This is a genomic window from Saccharothrix saharensis (genome assembly GCF_006716745.1).
GTDB lineage: Bacteria > Actinomycetota > Actinomycetes > Mycobacteriales > Pseudonocardiaceae > Actinosynnema > Actinosynnema saharense.
On record NZ_VFPP01000001.1, the window covers coordinates 5,469,132 to 5,483,452 of the forward strand.

A 14,321-nucleotide genomic window follows, 5' to 3' on the forward strand; every position below is an offset into this window, starting at 1 on the left:
GCCCCCGGACGCATCACAAGTGTGGTTCGAGCCACGCGATCAGGTGGATCTTCGGCCGAGCGCCGACTGTCTGTGCGACCAACCGGCCGTCCCGGTAGAGCTGGAGCGTGGGCGCGGACATGATCCCCTGGTCGCGGGCCGTGCCCGGGCTGGCGTCCATGTCGACCTTCAGCACGGTGAGGTCGTCGCGCTCCCGGTCGATCTCGTCCAGCACCGGCTCCAGCATCCGGCACGGCCCGCACCACGCGGCGCCGAACTCCACCAGCACGTTCCCGCCGGCCACCGCTCCGGTGAACTCGTCGTCGGTCAACGTCCGCACGGCCTGCTCCTCTGCTCGGCGTCCTGAAGCTGCGCGCGCACCTGGTCCCGGACGGCCCGCAACCGGGTGATGCAGTCGTCCAGCTCGGCCAGCTTGCGCCGGTACACCTCGACCGACGCCGGGCAGGCGTCGCCGGAGGTGTGGCCGTCGCGCAGGCACTGGACGAACGGCCTGGTGTCCTCCAGGGCGAACCCGATGCCGGTGAGCGAGCGGATCTCGTGCACCAGCTTCAGGTCGTCCTCGTCGTACTCCCGCTGCCCGTTCGCGGCGCGCCGCGCGGGCAGCAGTCCGAGGGACTCGTAGTAGCGCAGCGCACGGGTGGTCGTGCCACCCCGCCGCGCCAGTTCTCCGATGCGCACGCGCTCATCCTCCGACTTGACGTGGACGTCAACACAAGTGTGGTGCACGCCACCCGATACCCTTGTCAGTTGTGCTAGTGCTCGCCTTGGACACCGCCACCCCCGCCGTCACGGCCGGTGTGGTGGAACTGACGCCCGGCTCGCCTCCCCGGCTGCTCGCCCAGCGGGTGACGGTGAACGCGAAGGCGCACGGTGAGCTGCTCACACCGCACCTCCAGGAGGCGCTGGCGGAGGCAGGTCACCGGCTCGCCGACCTCGACGCGATCGTGTGCGGCTCGGGCCCCGGGCCGTTCACCGGGCTGCGCGTGGGCCTGGTCACCGCCGCCGCGCTCGGCCAGGCGCTCAACCGGCCGGTGTACCCGGTGCCGACGCCGGACGCCGTCGCGCTGGACGCCGCCACCGGCAAACCGCTGCTGGTGGCCACCGACGCGCGCCGCAAGGAGGTGTACTGGGCGGCCTACGACGCGGCCGGCCGGCGCACCGACGGCCCGCACGTCGACCGGCCCGCCGACCTGGTCGTGAAGCTGCCCGCGGTGGCCGAGGCCGCCGGCGAGGGCGCCGAGCTGTACGCCGACGTGATCGGGCTGCCGGTGGTGGCGGCGCGCTACCCGTCGCCGGTGTCGCTGGTCGCGGTGGCGGCCGAGGAGCTGCTCGCGGGCGCGCGTCCGGCCGCGCTCACCCCGCTCTACCTGCGCCGTCCGGACGCGGTGGAGCCCGTCGGGCGCAAGCGGGTGACCCGGGCGTGAGTCCCGGCACCGTCACGATCGCGCCGCTGCGCCGCCGGGACGCGGCGAGGTGCGCGCAGATCGAGCAGGACCTGTTCCCGGGCGACGACCCGTGGAGCGCGGACGCGTTCCGCAGCGAGCTGGACCACGGCAACTTCTACGTCGGCGCGTACGTCGACGAGACGTTGATCGGGTACGCGGGCCTCGGCCTGACCGACTTCGAGTCGAGCGTCCACACGATCGCGGTCGTGGTGGACTACCAGGGCAGCGGTGTCGGCAAGACGCTGCTGCGCGCCCTGCTCGCCAAGGCCGACGAGCTGGGGCTCCCGGTGTTCCTGGAAGTCCGCACGGACAACGCGCGGGCGATCGGCCTCTACCTGGCGCACGGGTTCGAGCACCTCGGCCTGCGCCGCCGCTACTACCAGCCGTCGGGCGCCGACGCGTACACGATGGGAAGGCCCGCGAACCGTGACTGACCGGCTCATCCTCGGTATCGAGAGCTCGTGCGACGAGACCGGCGTCGGCATCGTCCGGCTCGGCCCGGACGGGTCGCTGGAACTGCTCGCCGACGAGGTCGCGTCCAGCGTCGAGGAGCACGCCCGCTTCGGCGGCGTCGTGCCCGAGGTCGCGTCCCGCGCGCACCTGGAGGCCATGGTGCCGACCATGCGCCGTGCCGTGGAGAAGGCCGGGATCGCGCTGCGGGACGTGCACTCGATCGCGGTCACCGCCGGTCCGGGGCTCGCGGGCGCGCTGCTGGTCGGCGTGTCGGCGGCCAAGGCGTACGCGGCGGCGTTGGACAAGCCGCTGTACGGCGTGAACCACCTCGCGGGCCACGTCGCGGCGGACACCCTCGAGCACGGGCCGCTGCCGAAGCGGTGCGTGGCGCTGCTCGTGTCGGGCGGGCACTCGCAGCTGCTGCTGGTCGAGGGGCTGGCGGAGAAGATCACCGAGATCGGGTCCACGGTGGACGACGCGGCGGGCGAGGCCTACGACAAGGTGGCCCGGCTGCTCGACCTGCCGTACCCGGGCGGCCCGCCGATCGACAAGCTCGCCAAGCAGGGCAACGGCTGCGCCATCGCGTTCCCGCGCGGGCTGACCGGTCCGCGTGACGCGAAGTACGACTTCTCGTTCTCCGGCTTGAAGACGTCGGTGGCGCGGTGGGTGGAGAAGCAGGAGCGCGCGGGGGAGGAGATCCCGCTGGCCGACGTGGCCGCGTCGTTCCAGGAGGCGGTGGCCGACGTGCTGACCGCGAAGGCGATCCGGGCGTGCAAGGACCTGGCCGTGGACACGCTGGTGATCTCCGGCGGGGTGGCCGCGAACTCGCGCCTGTCCGGGCTCGCGGCGGAGCGGTGCGCCGAGGCGGGCATCGAGCTGCGCGTCCCGCGTCCCCGGCTGTGCACCGACAACGGCGCGATGATCGCCGCCCTCGGCGCGCACCTGGTGGCCGCCGGCGCGAAGCCGTCCGCCCTGGACCTCTCGACCACCCCCGGCCTGCCCGTGAGCACCATCCAGATCCTCTGACCCCCCGCGTGTCGAACGCTCAGGTCTCGTGAGTCGAACGCTCAGGTCCCCCGAGTTCCACGTTCGCGTCGGCTCCGGCCGTACCCGAGTGTTGAATTCGGGGTACCCGAGCGTTCGACACGCGGGGCCTGAGCGTTCGACTCACGGGTAGGGGACGGTCAGGCCTTCGGCGTGACCTGCGGCGAAAGCGGCGGCGTAGGCGTCGGAGCCCAAGGCGGCGCGGGCCGCGGCGGAGATCCGGTCCACGTCGTCGCGTTCCCCGACGGGCAGCGGCACGCCGACGGACGCGCGGGCCGCCGTCGCCGCACCCAGCAGCCGCGCCGCCGTCCGCGCGTCGCCCGCCAACGCCCGAGCGCCCGCCGAGCCCTCCAGCGCCAACGCGATCGCCCGCGGGTCGCCCACCTCCCGGGCCAGCGCCAACCCCTCCGAGTGCAGCTCCTCCGCCCGCGCCGCGTCACCGCGCTGCTCGGCCACGAACCCCAGCTCCGCCAGCACCAACGTCGCACCCGCCGCGAACCCGACCTGCCGGTGCCACGCCCGCAGTCGCTCCCAGTGCGCCTCCGCCTCGTCGAGCCGCCCCTCCCGCCGCGCGCCCAGCGCCAAGCCCGTCACCGCGTACACCTCACCGGGCGAGAACCCGTGCTCGGCCGCCGTCCGACGGGCCCGTTCGTGCAGCTCACGCGCCTTCGGGTAGTCACCGCGGGTCAACGCCACCCGGCCCAGCCAGGACAGCTTGTACGACACCTCCGGCCACGACCGCAGCTCCTCCGCCACCCGCAGCCCGTCCCGGTGCACGGCCTCCGCGCGTTCGTAGTCACCGGCCAGCTGCGCGAGCATCCCCAGCCCGAACGACGCCTTGAGCTGCCCCCACCGCTCGCCCAACGCCTCGAACAGCGCCGCGCACCGCGCGGCCGACGCGCGTGCCTCCTCGACCGAGCCCCGGGCCAGCGCCTGGCTCACCCGGTCGCTGTGCGCGGCGGCCACGCCCCACCGGTCGCCCAGCTCCTCGAACGCCGCCAGCGCCCGGGAGGTCAGCCGCTCGGCCGACGGCATGTCGCCGACAGTCGACAGCACGTAGCCGAGGAACCACCGGGCCCGTGCCCTCTGCGGAACGTCGTCGACCTCCGCGGTACCGGCCACCGCCGCGGGTTCCGCCGCCTCACCCAGCAGCACCCCGAACCCGGCGCGCCACGCCGCCGTCACCGGATCGGTCGCGGTCATCAGCCGCCGACCCTCCCGCAACCGGCCGCGCAGGAACCAGTACCAGGTCAACGCACGCGTCAACCGGGCCGAGTCGGCGGGCCCCAACGCGTCGTGCGCGGCACGCAGGTTCGCCGTGTCGGCGTCCAGCCGGTCCAGCCACGCCAACTGACCGGCCGCCCGCAGCTCCGGGTCGGCGCGTTCGGCCAGCGCCAGGTAGAACGCCGCGTGCCGCACCCGCACGTCCTCGAACTCGCCCGCCTCCCGCAACCTCTCCCGCCCGTAGTCGGCGACCGACTCCAACAACCGGAACCGCGGCTCGCCCGTGTGCTCCGGCGCGACCACCAGCGACCGGTCCACCAGCCGGGTCAGCACGTCGAGCACCTCGTCCACCGCCACCCCGCCGCCCGCGCACACGGCCTCGGCGGCGTCCAACGCGCACCCGTCCACGTGCACGGACAACCGCCGCAGCACGGTCCGCTCGGCGTCACCGAGCACGTCCCAGCTCCAGTCGATCATGGCCCGCAACGTCCGCTGCCGGGCGGGCGCGTCCCGGTGCCCGGTCGCCAGCACCCGGAACCGGTCGTCCAGCCGGTCCAGCAGCGCCGTCACGCCGAGCCCGCGCACCCGCGTCGCGGCCAGCTCCACCGCGAGCGGCAGGCCGTCGAGCCGGCGGCAGATCGCCTCGACCACCGCGGCGTTGTCCGGCGTCACGGTGAAGCCGGGGGCGGCGGCGGCAGCGCGCGCCGCGAACAACGTCACCGCATCCGACAGGTCCAACGGCGGCACGGCCCACACCGTCTCGAACGCCAACCCGAGCGGTTCCTGGCTGGTGGCCAGCACCCGCAGCCCCGGCACGGCCCGCAGCAGCCGGGACACCAGCGCGGCGACCGGCTCCACCAGCCGCTCGCAGTTGTCCAGCACCAGCAGCACCTCACGCCCGCGCAACGCCTCCACCAGCGCCGCCCCGGACGCGTCCTCGCGCACGCCGAGCACGTCGGCCACCGCGCTCACCACCTGCTCGGCCCGCCCGACACCCGCCAGCTCGACCAGCCACACCCCGTCCGCGACCGCGTCCCGCCGGGCGACCTCCAGGGCCAGGCTCGTCTTGCCGACCCCGCCCGGACCGGTGAGCGTCACCAGCCGGGCGTCCCGCGGCAGCCCGCGCAGGTCCCGCACCGCCCGTTCCCGGCCGACCAGCGCCGTCACCGCCACCGGCAGGTTCGTGCGCGCCGCCGCGACGGGCCCGAGCGCCGGGTCGTGGTCCAGGATCGCCCGGTGCAGCGCGGCCAGCGCGGGCCCCGGCTCCAGCCCCTGCTCCTCGGCCAGCGCCCGCCGCAGCTCCGCGTAGCTCGCCAGCGCCTCGACCTGCCGCCCGGCCCGGTAGAGGGCCCGCATGTGCAGCCCGCGCAAGCGTTCGCGCAACGGGTGCCGCGCCACCTCGGCCGCCAGGTCCACCTCGCCCGACCCCGAGCCCGACTCGGCGAACTCCTCCAACGCCGCCAGCCGCTCCTCCGCCCACCGCGCCGTCACCGGGGCCAGGAACGGCGCGTCGGCGAACTCCGCCAGCGGCTCGCCGCGCCACAACGCCAACGCCTCGCCGTACCGCCCGGCCGCCACCAGCTCCCGGAACCGCAACACGTCCAAAGTGGACGAGTCGACCCGCACCGCGTACCCCGCCGGCCCGTGCGCGACCAGCTCCCGCCCGCCCGGCTCCGCCGCCTCCAACGCCCGGCGCAACTGGGAGACCTTGGTCTGCAACGTGTTCACCGGGTTGCCGGGCGGCCGGTCGCCCCACAGGTCGAACGCCAACCGGTCCGCGGACACCGGGCGACCCTCGTGCGCGAGCAGGTCCGCCAGCAGCAACCGGACCTTCGCCTCCGGCACCCGCACCGCGCCGCCGCCCGCCGCCCACACGCCCAGCGGACCCAACACCCCGAATCTCACGCCCGGACCGTAACCGGGCGGCCGTGCGCCGACCCCCAGCAGACCCCCAGGAGACCGTGCGCGGCACCGGCCACCCTCGAAGTCACACGAAGGAGTGAGGAACACATGACCGACAAGACCCCGTTGACCGTGATCGGCCTCGGCCCGATGGGCCAGGCCATGGTGACCCGGTTCCTCGAGGCCGGACACCCGACCACGGTCTGGAACCGCACCACCGCCCGTGCCGACGCCGTCGTCGCCCGGGGCGCCGTCCGGGCCGCGACCGCGGCCGACGCGGTGGCCGCGAACCGGCTGCTGGTGCTCAGCCTCACCGACTACGCCGCCATGTACGACATCCTCGACGGCACCGACCTCGCCGGCCGCGTCGTGGTCAACCTGAGCTCCGACACGCCCGACCAGACCCTCAAGGCCGCCGCCTGGCTCGCCGAACGGGGCGCGGAGCTGCTGGTCGGCGGCGTGATGGCGAACGCGGAGATGGTCGGCCACCCGGCCGCGTACGTCTTCTACAGCGGACCGCGCGAGGTGTTCGACCGGCACGCCGCCGCGCTCGCGGTGCTCGGCCGGCCCGACTACCTGGGCGAGGACCACACCCTGGCCCAGCTGCTCTACCAGGCGCAGCTCGACGTCTTCCTCACCTCGCTGGCCGCGATGCTGCACGGCATCGCCCTGGTGAAGTCGGCGGGCTTCACGGCCGAGCGGTACGCGCCGTACCTCACCGACACCCTCAACACGCTGTCGATGTACGTCGCCGAGACCGTCCGGCACGTCGACGCCGACGAGCACCCCGGCGACCTGGCCAACGCCACCATGATGGGCGCCACCGCGGCGCACGTCGTGGGTGCCAGCGAGGCCGCCGGCGTCGACGCCGCGCTGCCCAGGGCGGTCCGGTCCCTCTACGACCGCGCCATCGCGGCGGGGCACGGCAAGGACAGCTGGACCGCCCTGATCAACGTCCTGCGGAGCTGATCACACGGGGTTCAAGCCGGGGTTGCGGTCCTCGACCACGAACGACTTCAGCGTCGTGGCCTCGGCCCCGGCCGTCCGCACGTGCGGCAGCGCGCGGAAGTCCGCCCGCACCTCCCGCGCGGTGAACTTCGTCCGCACGTACCCGCGCCGCCTGCTGTGCAGCTTGATGTGCGGGTTCAGCCGCAGCTGCACCTCGTCGACCGTGTCGTTGCCGTCGCCGCCGGAGGTGACCGACGTGCACACCAGCTCGGTGCCCACCGTGCGCGACGACGCCGGGTCGTTCCAGTCGGCCTTGATGTCGGCCGCGTACGCCGCGTGCACGTCACCGGTCAGCACGACCGCGTTGCGGACCTTGGCGTCCACCCAGCCGCGGGTGACCCGGTCGCGGGAGGCCAGGTAGCCGTCCCAGGAGTCCATGGACACCTCCTTCTCCGGGCCGTCCTTGCGGTCGCGCTCGGCGAAGAACACCTGCTGGCCGAGCACGTCCCACCGCGACCGGGACCGGCGGAAACCGTCGAGCAGCCACTCCTCCTGCGCCGCGCCCGTGATCGTGCGGGTGGCCAGGCCGGCGTCGGCGCAGGTCTTCCACCCGTCGCCGCACGCCTGGTCGTCGCGGTACTGGCGGGTGTCGAGCATGTGGAAGTTGACCAGGCCGCCCCACTGGACGCGCCGGTAGAGCTGCATGTCGACGCCGTTGGGCTTCGCGCCGCGCCGCAGCGGCATGTTCTCGTAGTAGGCCTGGAACGCCGCCGCGCGCCGGGCGGCGAAGTGCGCGTCCGGCTGCTCCGGCACCTCGTCGGCCCAGTTGTTCTCGACCTCGTGGTCGTCCCAGATCACCAGCCACGGCGCCACCGAGTGCGCGAGCTGCAGGTCCTCGTCGGTCTTGTACTGGGCGTGCCGGAGCCGGTAGTCGGCCAGCGTGCGGGTCTCCGGGCCGAGCACGGTGCGCACGTCCGCCGCCTTGGCCGCGTACTCGTACTGGTAGTCGCCCAGGTGCAGGACCAGGTCCGGGTGGTCCTCGGCGAGCCGCCGGTAGGCGGTGAAGTAGCCCTCGCCGTAGTGCGAGCACGACGCGAAGCACATGGTCAGGTCCCGGCCCAGCGCCCACGGCTCGGGCGTCGTGCGGGTGCGGCCGACGGGGGACAGGTGGCCGTCGACCCGGAACCGGTAGAAGTACTCGCGGCCCGGCCGCAGGCCGAACGTCTCCACGTGCACGCTGTGCGCGGACTCGGGGCGCGCCACCTGCACCCCGCGCCGCACCACGCGCCGGAAGCGCTCGTCCTCGGCCACCTCCCAGTGCACCGGGACCACCCGGTTCGGCATGCCGCCGAGGCCGTCCTCGTTCAGCGGGGCGGGCGCCAGCCGCGTCCACAGCACCATGCCGTCCGGGCCGGGGTCGCCGGAGGCCACGCCGAGCGTGAAGGGGTCGTCGAGCTTGGGCACGCCCGCGCCGGCGGTAGCGAGCGCCACACCGGCCGCACCGCCGATGAGCAGGGAACGTCGGGTCACCGCAGTCATGCCCGACACCGTTGCCGACCAGGTTGGCGACCAGGTGAACGGCGGTGTGACACGAGTGGACGACTTCACCCCACCGGTTGCGGGGGGTTCGTTGAAGCGTTGGCACTCGCGTGGGTAGAGTGCTAGATGCACGGCACCAGCAACCGCCCCGACCCCCGCGACGGCGGGGTGGCAGGAGCCGTAAACGCAACCTGCCAACGCTTTCGACGACCGTGGAGGTCAGCCCGGTGAGCGTGAACATCAAGCCGCTCGAGGACAAGATCGTCGTCCAGGCCAGCGAGGCCGAGACCACGACCGCTTCCGGCCTCGTGATCCCGGACACCGCGAAGGAGAAGCCCCAGGAGGGCAAGGTCCTCGCGGTCGGCCCCGGCCGGATCGACGACAAGGGCAACCGCGTCCCCGTGGACGTGGCTGTCGGCGACGTCGTCATCTACTCCAAGTACGGCGGCACCGAGGTCAAGTACAACGGCGAGGAGTACCTCATCCTCTCCGCCCGCGACGTGCTGGCCGTCATCAACTGACGCTCGGCTGACACGCAAGGCGCCCCGGCGAACCCCTCACCGGGGCTTCCCGGGGCGTTTCGCATCAAGAGAGGCGTAGGCAATGCCCAAGCAGATCAGCTTCGACGAGGACGCTCGTCGGGCACTCGAGCGCGGCGTGAACAAGCTCGCGGACACGGTCAAGGTGACCCTCGGCCCGCGCGGCAGGCACGTGGTGCTCGACAAGAAGTTCGGCGGGCCCACCGTCACCAACGACGGCGTGACCATCGCCCGCGAGATCGAGCTGGACGACGCGTTCGAGAACCTCGGCGCGCAGCTGGCCAAGAGCGTCGCCACCAAGACCAACGACGTCGCCGGTGACGGCACCACGACCGCGACCGTGCTGGCCCAGGCCATGGTCCGGGTCGGCCTGCGCAACGTCGCGGCCGGCGCGAACCCGATGTCGCTCGGCGTCGGCATCCAGGCCGCCGCCGAGGCCGTCGTGGACGCCCTCAAGGCCAAGGCCACCCCGGTCAAGGGTCGCGACAACATCGCCCAGGTCGGCACCGTCTCGTCGCGTGACGAGTCCATCGGCGCCCTGCTCGGCGAGGCCATCGAGAAGGTCGGCGAGGACGGTGTGATCACCGTCGAGGAGTCCTCCTCGATGGCCACCGAGCTGCAGATCACCGAGGGCGTGCAGTTCGACAAGGGCTACGTGTCGGCGCACTTCGCCACCGACCTCGAAGCCCAGGAGACGGTGTTCGAGGACGCCCGCATCCTGCTGCACCGCGAGAAGATCTCGGCGCTGGCCGACCTGCTGCCGATCCTGGAGAAGGTCGCCGAGGCCGGCAAGCCGCTGGTCATCATCGCCGAGGACGTCGAGGGCGAGGCGCTGTCCACCCTGGTCGTCAACGCCCTGCGCAAGACCCTGCGCGTGGTCGCGGTCAAGGCGCCGTACTTCGGCGACCGCCGCAAGGCGTTCCTGGACGACCTGGCCGTCGTCACCGGCGCGCAGGTCATCGCGGCCGAGGTCGGCCTGAAGCTGTCCGAGGCGGGTCTCGACGTGCTGGGCTCGGCCCGGCGGGTCGTCGTCTCCAAGGACAACACGACCATCGTCGACGGCGGCGGCACCAAGGCCGACGTGGCGGGTCGCGCGGAGCTGCTGCGCCGCGAGATCGAGGCCACCGACTCCGACTGGGACCGCGAGAAGCTGCAGGAGCGGCTGGCCAAGCTGTCCGGCGGCATCGCGGTGATCAAGGTCGGCGCGGCCACCGAGACCGAGCTGAAGGAGCGCAAGCACCGCATCGAGGACGCGGTGTCGGCGACCAAGGCCGCGGTCGAGGAGGGCATCGTGCCCGGCGGCGGTTCGGCCCTGGTGCACGCGGCCAAGGTGCTCGACGGCGGGCTCGACCTGTCCGGCGACGAGGCGACCGGCGTCGCGATCGTCCGCGAGGCCCTGGGCTCGGCGCTGTTCTGGATCGCCGCGAACGCGGGTCTCGAAGGCGCCGTCGTGGTGAACAAGGTGCGCGAGCAGGACTGGGGCTTCGGCCTCAACGCCGCCACCCTCACCTACGGCGACCTGCTCGAAGCCGGGATCATCGACCCGGTGAAGGTGACGCGGTCCGCGGTCACCAACGCCGCTTCCATCGCCCGCATGGTGCTCACCACCGAGAGCGCCGTCGTGGAGAAGAAGGAAGAGGAGCCCGCCGCCGCCAACGGCCACGGGCACGGGCACGGTCACGGCCACTGACAGCGGCCACCGCCGGCCGACGGTCGGCGCCGGTGGCTGACGGCCGGCGCTGACCAGGCGTTATCGGTCGGTCAGAGCGCGAACGGAGGGGCGGCACCCGCGTGGTGCCGTCCCTCCCGCGCGTTGTGGCGTCAAGCGGGCGTCAACTGCCGCTTGCGCGCCTTGATGATGCTGTCCCGCTCGGACTCCGAGAGGCCGCCCCAGATCCCGTAGGGCTCCTGCACCGCCAGGGCGTGCCGCCGGCACATCTCCAGCACCGGGCACGAGAGGCACACGGCCTTCGCCCGCGCCTCCCGTCGAGCCCGCGCCGGTCCGCGCTCCCCGTCCGGGTGGAAGAAGAACGCGCTGTCCATCCCGCGGCACGAGCCGCGCATCTGCCAGTCCCACAGATCCGCGTTGGGACCGGGAAGCCTTCGGGTGTCCGCCATCGAGACCGCCTCCTTGGCCCATGGACGAGAACTGCTCCATTCGGCTTAATGATGATCCACCGTAGAACCGCGCCAAAACTTGTTCAAGGGGGTGCGGGGGCTTTTGCGGGCAATTCATACGATGGGTGATCGGTCGGCGTTGAAACCCGGAGTTGCCGGTGACGTCAGGTGAACGGACGATGTCAGCGTGATGACGCCCCCCGACCACACCGGGACCGTGCCGGAAGGCGATCGGGAAACCGTTGCGGAGGAAGACGATCCCGCGCATGCGGTGACCCTCTCGGTGGCCGCGGTCGCACGCAGGCTGGGCGTCGCGCCGGCCACCCTCCGCACCTGGGACCGGCGGTACGGCCTCGGACCCAGTGATCACACAACCGGGCGACACCGCAAGTACGCGCCACTCGACGTAGCGCGGTTGGAGCTGATGCAGCGGGCGCTGCTGCGCGGCGCGTCGTCCGCCGAGGCGGCCAAGTACGCGCTGGCCAGCCCGGTGCGCACGCCGCCGACCGCCGTGCCCGCGTCGTTGACCGGCGGTGAGCTCGACGGCGGCGGGCCCGCCGGTGGGCGGGGTCTGAAGCTGCCGGTGGCGAACCGGCGGGCCCGGGTCGTGGGGCGGGCGGCGTTGGCGATGGACTCGGCGGCGGTGCAGACGCTGCTGGCCGACGCGATCGAGGCGGACGGCGTCATCACGACGTGGGACGAGGTGGTGCGCCCGGTGATGGCCGCGATCTCGGCCAAGTGGGAGCACTCGGGCGCCGGGGTCGAGGTGGCGCACCTGGTCGAGGAGTGCGCGCTGGCCGCGCTGGTGCGCGCGACCCCCGTCGTGACGAGCCCGCGCAACCACCGCCCCGTGCTGCTGGCGTGCATGCCGGATGAACGGCACGACCTTCCGCTGTACCCGTTGGCGGCCGTGCTCGCGCTGCGTGGCGTCGGGGTGCGGCAACTGGGCGCGGCCCTGCCCGCCGACGCCCTGGCCGCCGCCGTCCGCCGAACCGCACCGGCCGCCGTCGTGCTGTGGGCCCAGCTGCCGCGCTACGCCGATCCGGGTGTCGTGACGGCCCTGCCCCGAACCCGCCAACAAGTCCGCGTGTTCGTCGGCGGCCCGGGCTGGGAACGCGGCGTCGTGCCCCAACCGGCGGACCGGATCACCACCCTCCCCTCCGCCGCCGACGCCATCGAACGAGCCGTCTGCTGACCCGACGGCGTCGGCCCGGGTGGCGCCGGTGACCTCTTGTCCTCGCTGCGCAGGGGTCCCCGCCAGAGGGACCCCTGCTTTTACCCTGCCACCGAGGTCCGACGGTCCGAGGCGTCAGCACACCGCCTGTGGACAACTCCGGGGCCTGTGGACGACCAGTGAGTAGGTGGAGCCGGTGGACCTGCGGGAGGCGGCGTTCGGGGATCGGCCCGAGGCCGGGGTGTGGTCGGCGTCGGGTGGTGGGGCGCGGGAGCGGTGGTTGGCGGCGGTGGTGCTCGGGGGGCAGGGGCACTACGCGGCGGCGGCGGCCGTGCTGCAGGGGTTGATCGCCGGCGGGGGGTTGTTCGGGTCGTTGGCGGCTTCCACGCTGGCTTCGCACCGGCGGCAGTTGGGTGGGCACGCGGCGGCGCGGGTGCTGGACGGGCGGGCGTTGGCGATGGTGCCCGACGAACCCGGCCGAATCGACCCCGACCCCGACCCCGACCCCGACGACGTGGACGTGGCCGGTGCGCGGGCGGACGCGATGCTCGGGCTCGCGGCCGACGCGATCGGCGGCGGCCGGCTCGACGAGGCGCGGCGGCTGCACGCGCGGGTCGAACCGCGCGGGTGGCGCAGCCGGGTGCGGCACCGGTGGTTGGCCGCCGAGATCGCGTTGGCCGCCGGCCACGCCGAACAGGCGGTGCACCCGGCCGAGGAGGCCGCGGCGACCGCCCGGGACGTCGGCGCGACGCGACACATCCTCAAGTCAGACCTCGTCCTGGGCGTCGCTTTGGTGGTACGGGGGACACCCGAAAGCGTCGGCCGGGGGGTCGACCTGCTACGCTGTGACCTAAATCACACTGACCGCCGAGGGCTTTTCTCGTTGGTCTGGCCGACGGCGCTTGTCCTGACAAACGCCCAGGCAGACCGCACTATTGCGGGCACGGGAAACATGAAGGAACGCGCGGAAAACGCTCTGAGCTGCGTGTTGCGCAGAGCCGACCCGTCGGGCCGCCGACTCGCGGACCGCTCGCCGTGGATCCCGACTGCGCTGCTCCGTTCCGGGGAACCCCCGAACGCAGACGCTGAGACGAACTTCTTGACGGATTAAGCACCGGATCGTGTCAAGGTTCGGCCTCTAGCGTCCGATAGGGGATGTGGAACGTCACTCGGCTGCAGGAAGGAGTCCCCGTGACCACGGTCCTTATTTGCGACGACCGGCGCAGTGTGCGGGAGGGTCTCACCCGCGTGATGTCGGCTGTCCCAGGGGTTAGCCGCATCGACTGCGTAGCGCACGGTGACGAGTTGTTGGCTCGGTTCTCTCGGCAGCCGGTCGACGTCGTACTGGTTGGCACCCAGCGCGCCGTCCCGACCGGGGTCGAAGCGACCCGGCGACTCGTCTCGGCCAACCCGCAGGCAAACGTCATCGTCTTCGGCGCACCGGACGACGCGGGCAGCATCGCCGCCGCGATCGCCGGCGGAGCTCGCGGCTACCTGCGTTGGGACGCCTCGCGCCCCGAGCTGGTCGCCGCGCTGGCGCACACGCTCGCGAGCACCAGCGTGCCCGCGCCGCGCCAGCCGTCGGACCCGGGCGTCCAGCTCACCGAGCGCGAGCTCCAGGTGCTGCGCGGGATGAGCCAGGGCAAGAGCAACGGGCAGATCGGGCGCGAGCTCTACCTGTCCGAGGACACGGTGAAGACGCACGCCCGGCGCTTGTTCCGCAAGCTCGGCGTGCGCGACCGCGCCCAGGCCGTCGCGCACGGCTTCCGGCGTGGCCTCGTGTCCTAGCGGTAGCGCGCACGCGGACTCCACGAGGACTCCACACGGCTCGGGGCCAGGCTCGTCGGACTCGTCAGGCGAGTCGCACCGGCACTCCTTCCTCCAGCCGCGGCCCGGTGACGCCCACGCGTCACCGGGCCGTCGTGCGTCCACCGC

General features: G+C 73.2%; 14 protein-coding genes. 9 read left to right on the forward strand and 5 right to left on the reverse strand.

The features are described from left to right. Positions 1–13: 13 nt before the first annotated feature. Positions 14–319 (reverse strand): thioredoxin family protein, encoded by a 306-nt coding sequence (locus FHX81_RS24530; protein ID WP_141980356.1) that lies wholly within the window; start codon positions 317–319, stop codon positions 14–16. Then, positions 307–678 carry a MerR family transcriptional regulator gene (locus tag FHX81_RS24535; protein ID WP_141980357.1) on the reverse strand — a complete coding sequence of 124 codons (372 nt, stop codon included), beginning with the start codon at positions 676–678 and terminating at the stop codon, positions 307–309. The genes FHX81_RS24530 and FHX81_RS24535 overlap by 13 nt, the downstream gene beginning before the upstream one ends. A 71-nt stretch (positions 679–749) precedes the next feature. Between FHX81_RS24535 and tsaB the strand changes: the two genes are divergently transcribed. The 3 genes from tsaB to tsaD are packed head-to-tail and all read left to right on the forward strand — an operon-like array spanning position 750 to position 2,924. Then, entirely contained in the window at positions 750–1,424 is a 675-nt protein-coding gene (tsaB, locus tag FHX81_RS24540; protein ID WP_141980358.1) for a tRNA (adenosine(37)-N6)-threonylcarbamoyltransferase complex dimerization subunit type 1 TsaB, read from the forward strand. Further along, positions 1,421–1,879 carry a ribosomal protein S18-alanine N-acetyltransferase gene (rimI, locus tag FHX81_RS24545; RefSeq protein WP_141980359.1) on the forward strand — a complete coding sequence of 153 codons (459 nt, stop codon included), beginning with the start codon at positions 1,421–1,423 and terminating at the stop codon, positions 1,877–1,879. Before tsaB ends, rimI begins: the two co-directional genes overlap by 4 nt. Then, positions 1,872–2,924 (forward strand): tRNA (adenosine(37)-N6)-threonylcarbamoyltransferase complex transferase subunit TsaD, encoded by a 1,053-nt coding sequence (gene tsaD, locus FHX81_RS24550; RefSeq protein ID WP_141980360.1) that lies wholly within the window; start codon positions 1,872–1,874, stop codon positions 2,922–2,924. The genes rimI and tsaD overlap by 8 nt, the downstream gene beginning before the upstream one ends. Before the next feature lie 141 nt (positions 2,925–3,065). Here the strand turns inward: tsaD and FHX81_RS24555 are convergent, their stop codons facing one another. Further along, positions 3,066–6,071: an AfsR/SARP family transcriptional regulator gene (locus FHX81_RS24555; protein ID WP_141980361.1), complete on the reverse strand. Its 3,006-nt coding sequence runs from the start codon at positions 6,069–6,071 to the stop codon at positions 3,066–3,068. Between the two features lie 105 nt (positions 6,072–6,176). Between FHX81_RS24555 and FHX81_RS24560 the strand changes: the two genes are divergently transcribed. Then, positions 6,177–7,037, forward strand: coding sequence for an NAD(P)-dependent oxidoreductase (locus FHX81_RS24560; RefSeq protein ID WP_141980362.1), 861 nt, complete (start codon positions 6,177–6,179; stop codon positions 7,035–7,037). Here the strand turns inward: FHX81_RS24560 and FHX81_RS24565 are convergent, their stop codons facing one another. Further along, entirely contained in the window at positions 7,038–8,555 is a 1,518-nt protein-coding gene (locus FHX81_RS24565; RefSeq protein WP_141980363.1) for an alkaline phosphatase D family protein, read from the reverse strand. It lies immediately after the preceding gene. 227 nt (positions 8,556–8,782) lie between these two features. Between FHX81_RS24565 and groES the strand changes: the two genes are divergently transcribed. Further along, positions 8,783–9,076: a co-chaperone GroES gene (groES, locus tag FHX81_RS24570; protein WP_033428811.1), complete on the forward strand. Its 294-nt coding sequence runs from the start codon at positions 8,783–8,785 to the stop codon at positions 9,074–9,076. 82 nt (positions 9,077–9,158) lie between these two features. Continuing rightward, a complete protein-coding gene (gene groL, locus FHX81_RS24575; RefSeq protein ID WP_141980364.1) occupies positions 9,159–10,784 on the forward strand; it encodes a chaperonin GroEL in 1,626 nt (541 codons plus the stop codon). A gap of 131 nt (positions 10,785–10,915) precedes the next feature. Here the strand turns inward: groL and FHX81_RS24580 are convergent, their stop codons facing one another. Then, positions 10,916–11,212 carry a WhiB family transcriptional regulator gene (locus tag FHX81_RS24580; RefSeq protein WP_033428626.1) on the reverse strand — a complete coding sequence of 99 codons (297 nt, stop codon included), beginning with the start codon at positions 11,210–11,212 and terminating at the stop codon, positions 10,916–10,918. A gap of 271 nt (positions 11,213–11,483) precedes the next feature. Here FHX81_RS24580 and FHX81_RS24585 point away from each other — a divergent pair, with 271 nt between their 5' ends. The 3 genes from FHX81_RS24585 to FHX81_RS24595 all read left to right on the forward strand — a co-directional run bounded on the left by FHX81_RS24585 (position 11,484) and on the right by FHX81_RS24595 (position 14,174). After that, positions 11,484–12,407, forward strand: a complete 924-nt coding sequence (locus FHX81_RS24585; protein WP_246107956.1) for a MerR family transcriptional regulator — start codon at positions 11,484–11,486, stop codon at positions 12,405–12,407. Positions 12,408–12,675: 268 nt separating this feature from the next. Then, positions 12,676–13,497 carry a hypothetical protein gene (locus tag FHX81_RS24590; RefSeq protein WP_425473891.1) on the forward strand — a complete coding sequence of 274 codons (822 nt, stop codon included), beginning with the start codon at positions 12,676–12,678 and terminating at the stop codon, positions 13,495–13,497. Between the two features lie 80 nt (positions 13,498–13,577). Then, entirely contained in the window at positions 13,578–14,174 is a 597-nt protein-coding gene (locus FHX81_RS24595) for a response regulator transcription factor (RefSeq protein ID WP_015805222.1), read from the forward strand. The last annotated feature ends 147 nt before the right edge of the window (positions 14,175–14,321 follow it).

Bases quoted from the DNA above. Each gene is read 5' to 3' on its own strand.
- FHX81_RS24560 (WP_141980362.1), top strand. From the start codon at position 6,177: ATGACCGACAAGACCCCGTTGACCGTGATCGGCCTCGGCCCGATGGGC.
- FHX81_RS24565 (WP_141980363.1), bottom strand. From the start codon at position 8,555: ATGACTGCGGTGACCCGACGTTCCCTGCTCATCGGCGGTGCGGCCGGT.
- groL (WP_141980364.1), top strand. From the start codon at position 9,159: ATGCCCAAGCAGATCAGCTTCGACGAGGACGCTCGTCGGGCACTCGAG.
- FHX81_RS24580 (WP_033428626.1), bottom strand. From the start codon at position 11,212: ATGGCGGACACCCGAAGGCTTCCCGGTCCCAACGCGGATCTGTGGGAC.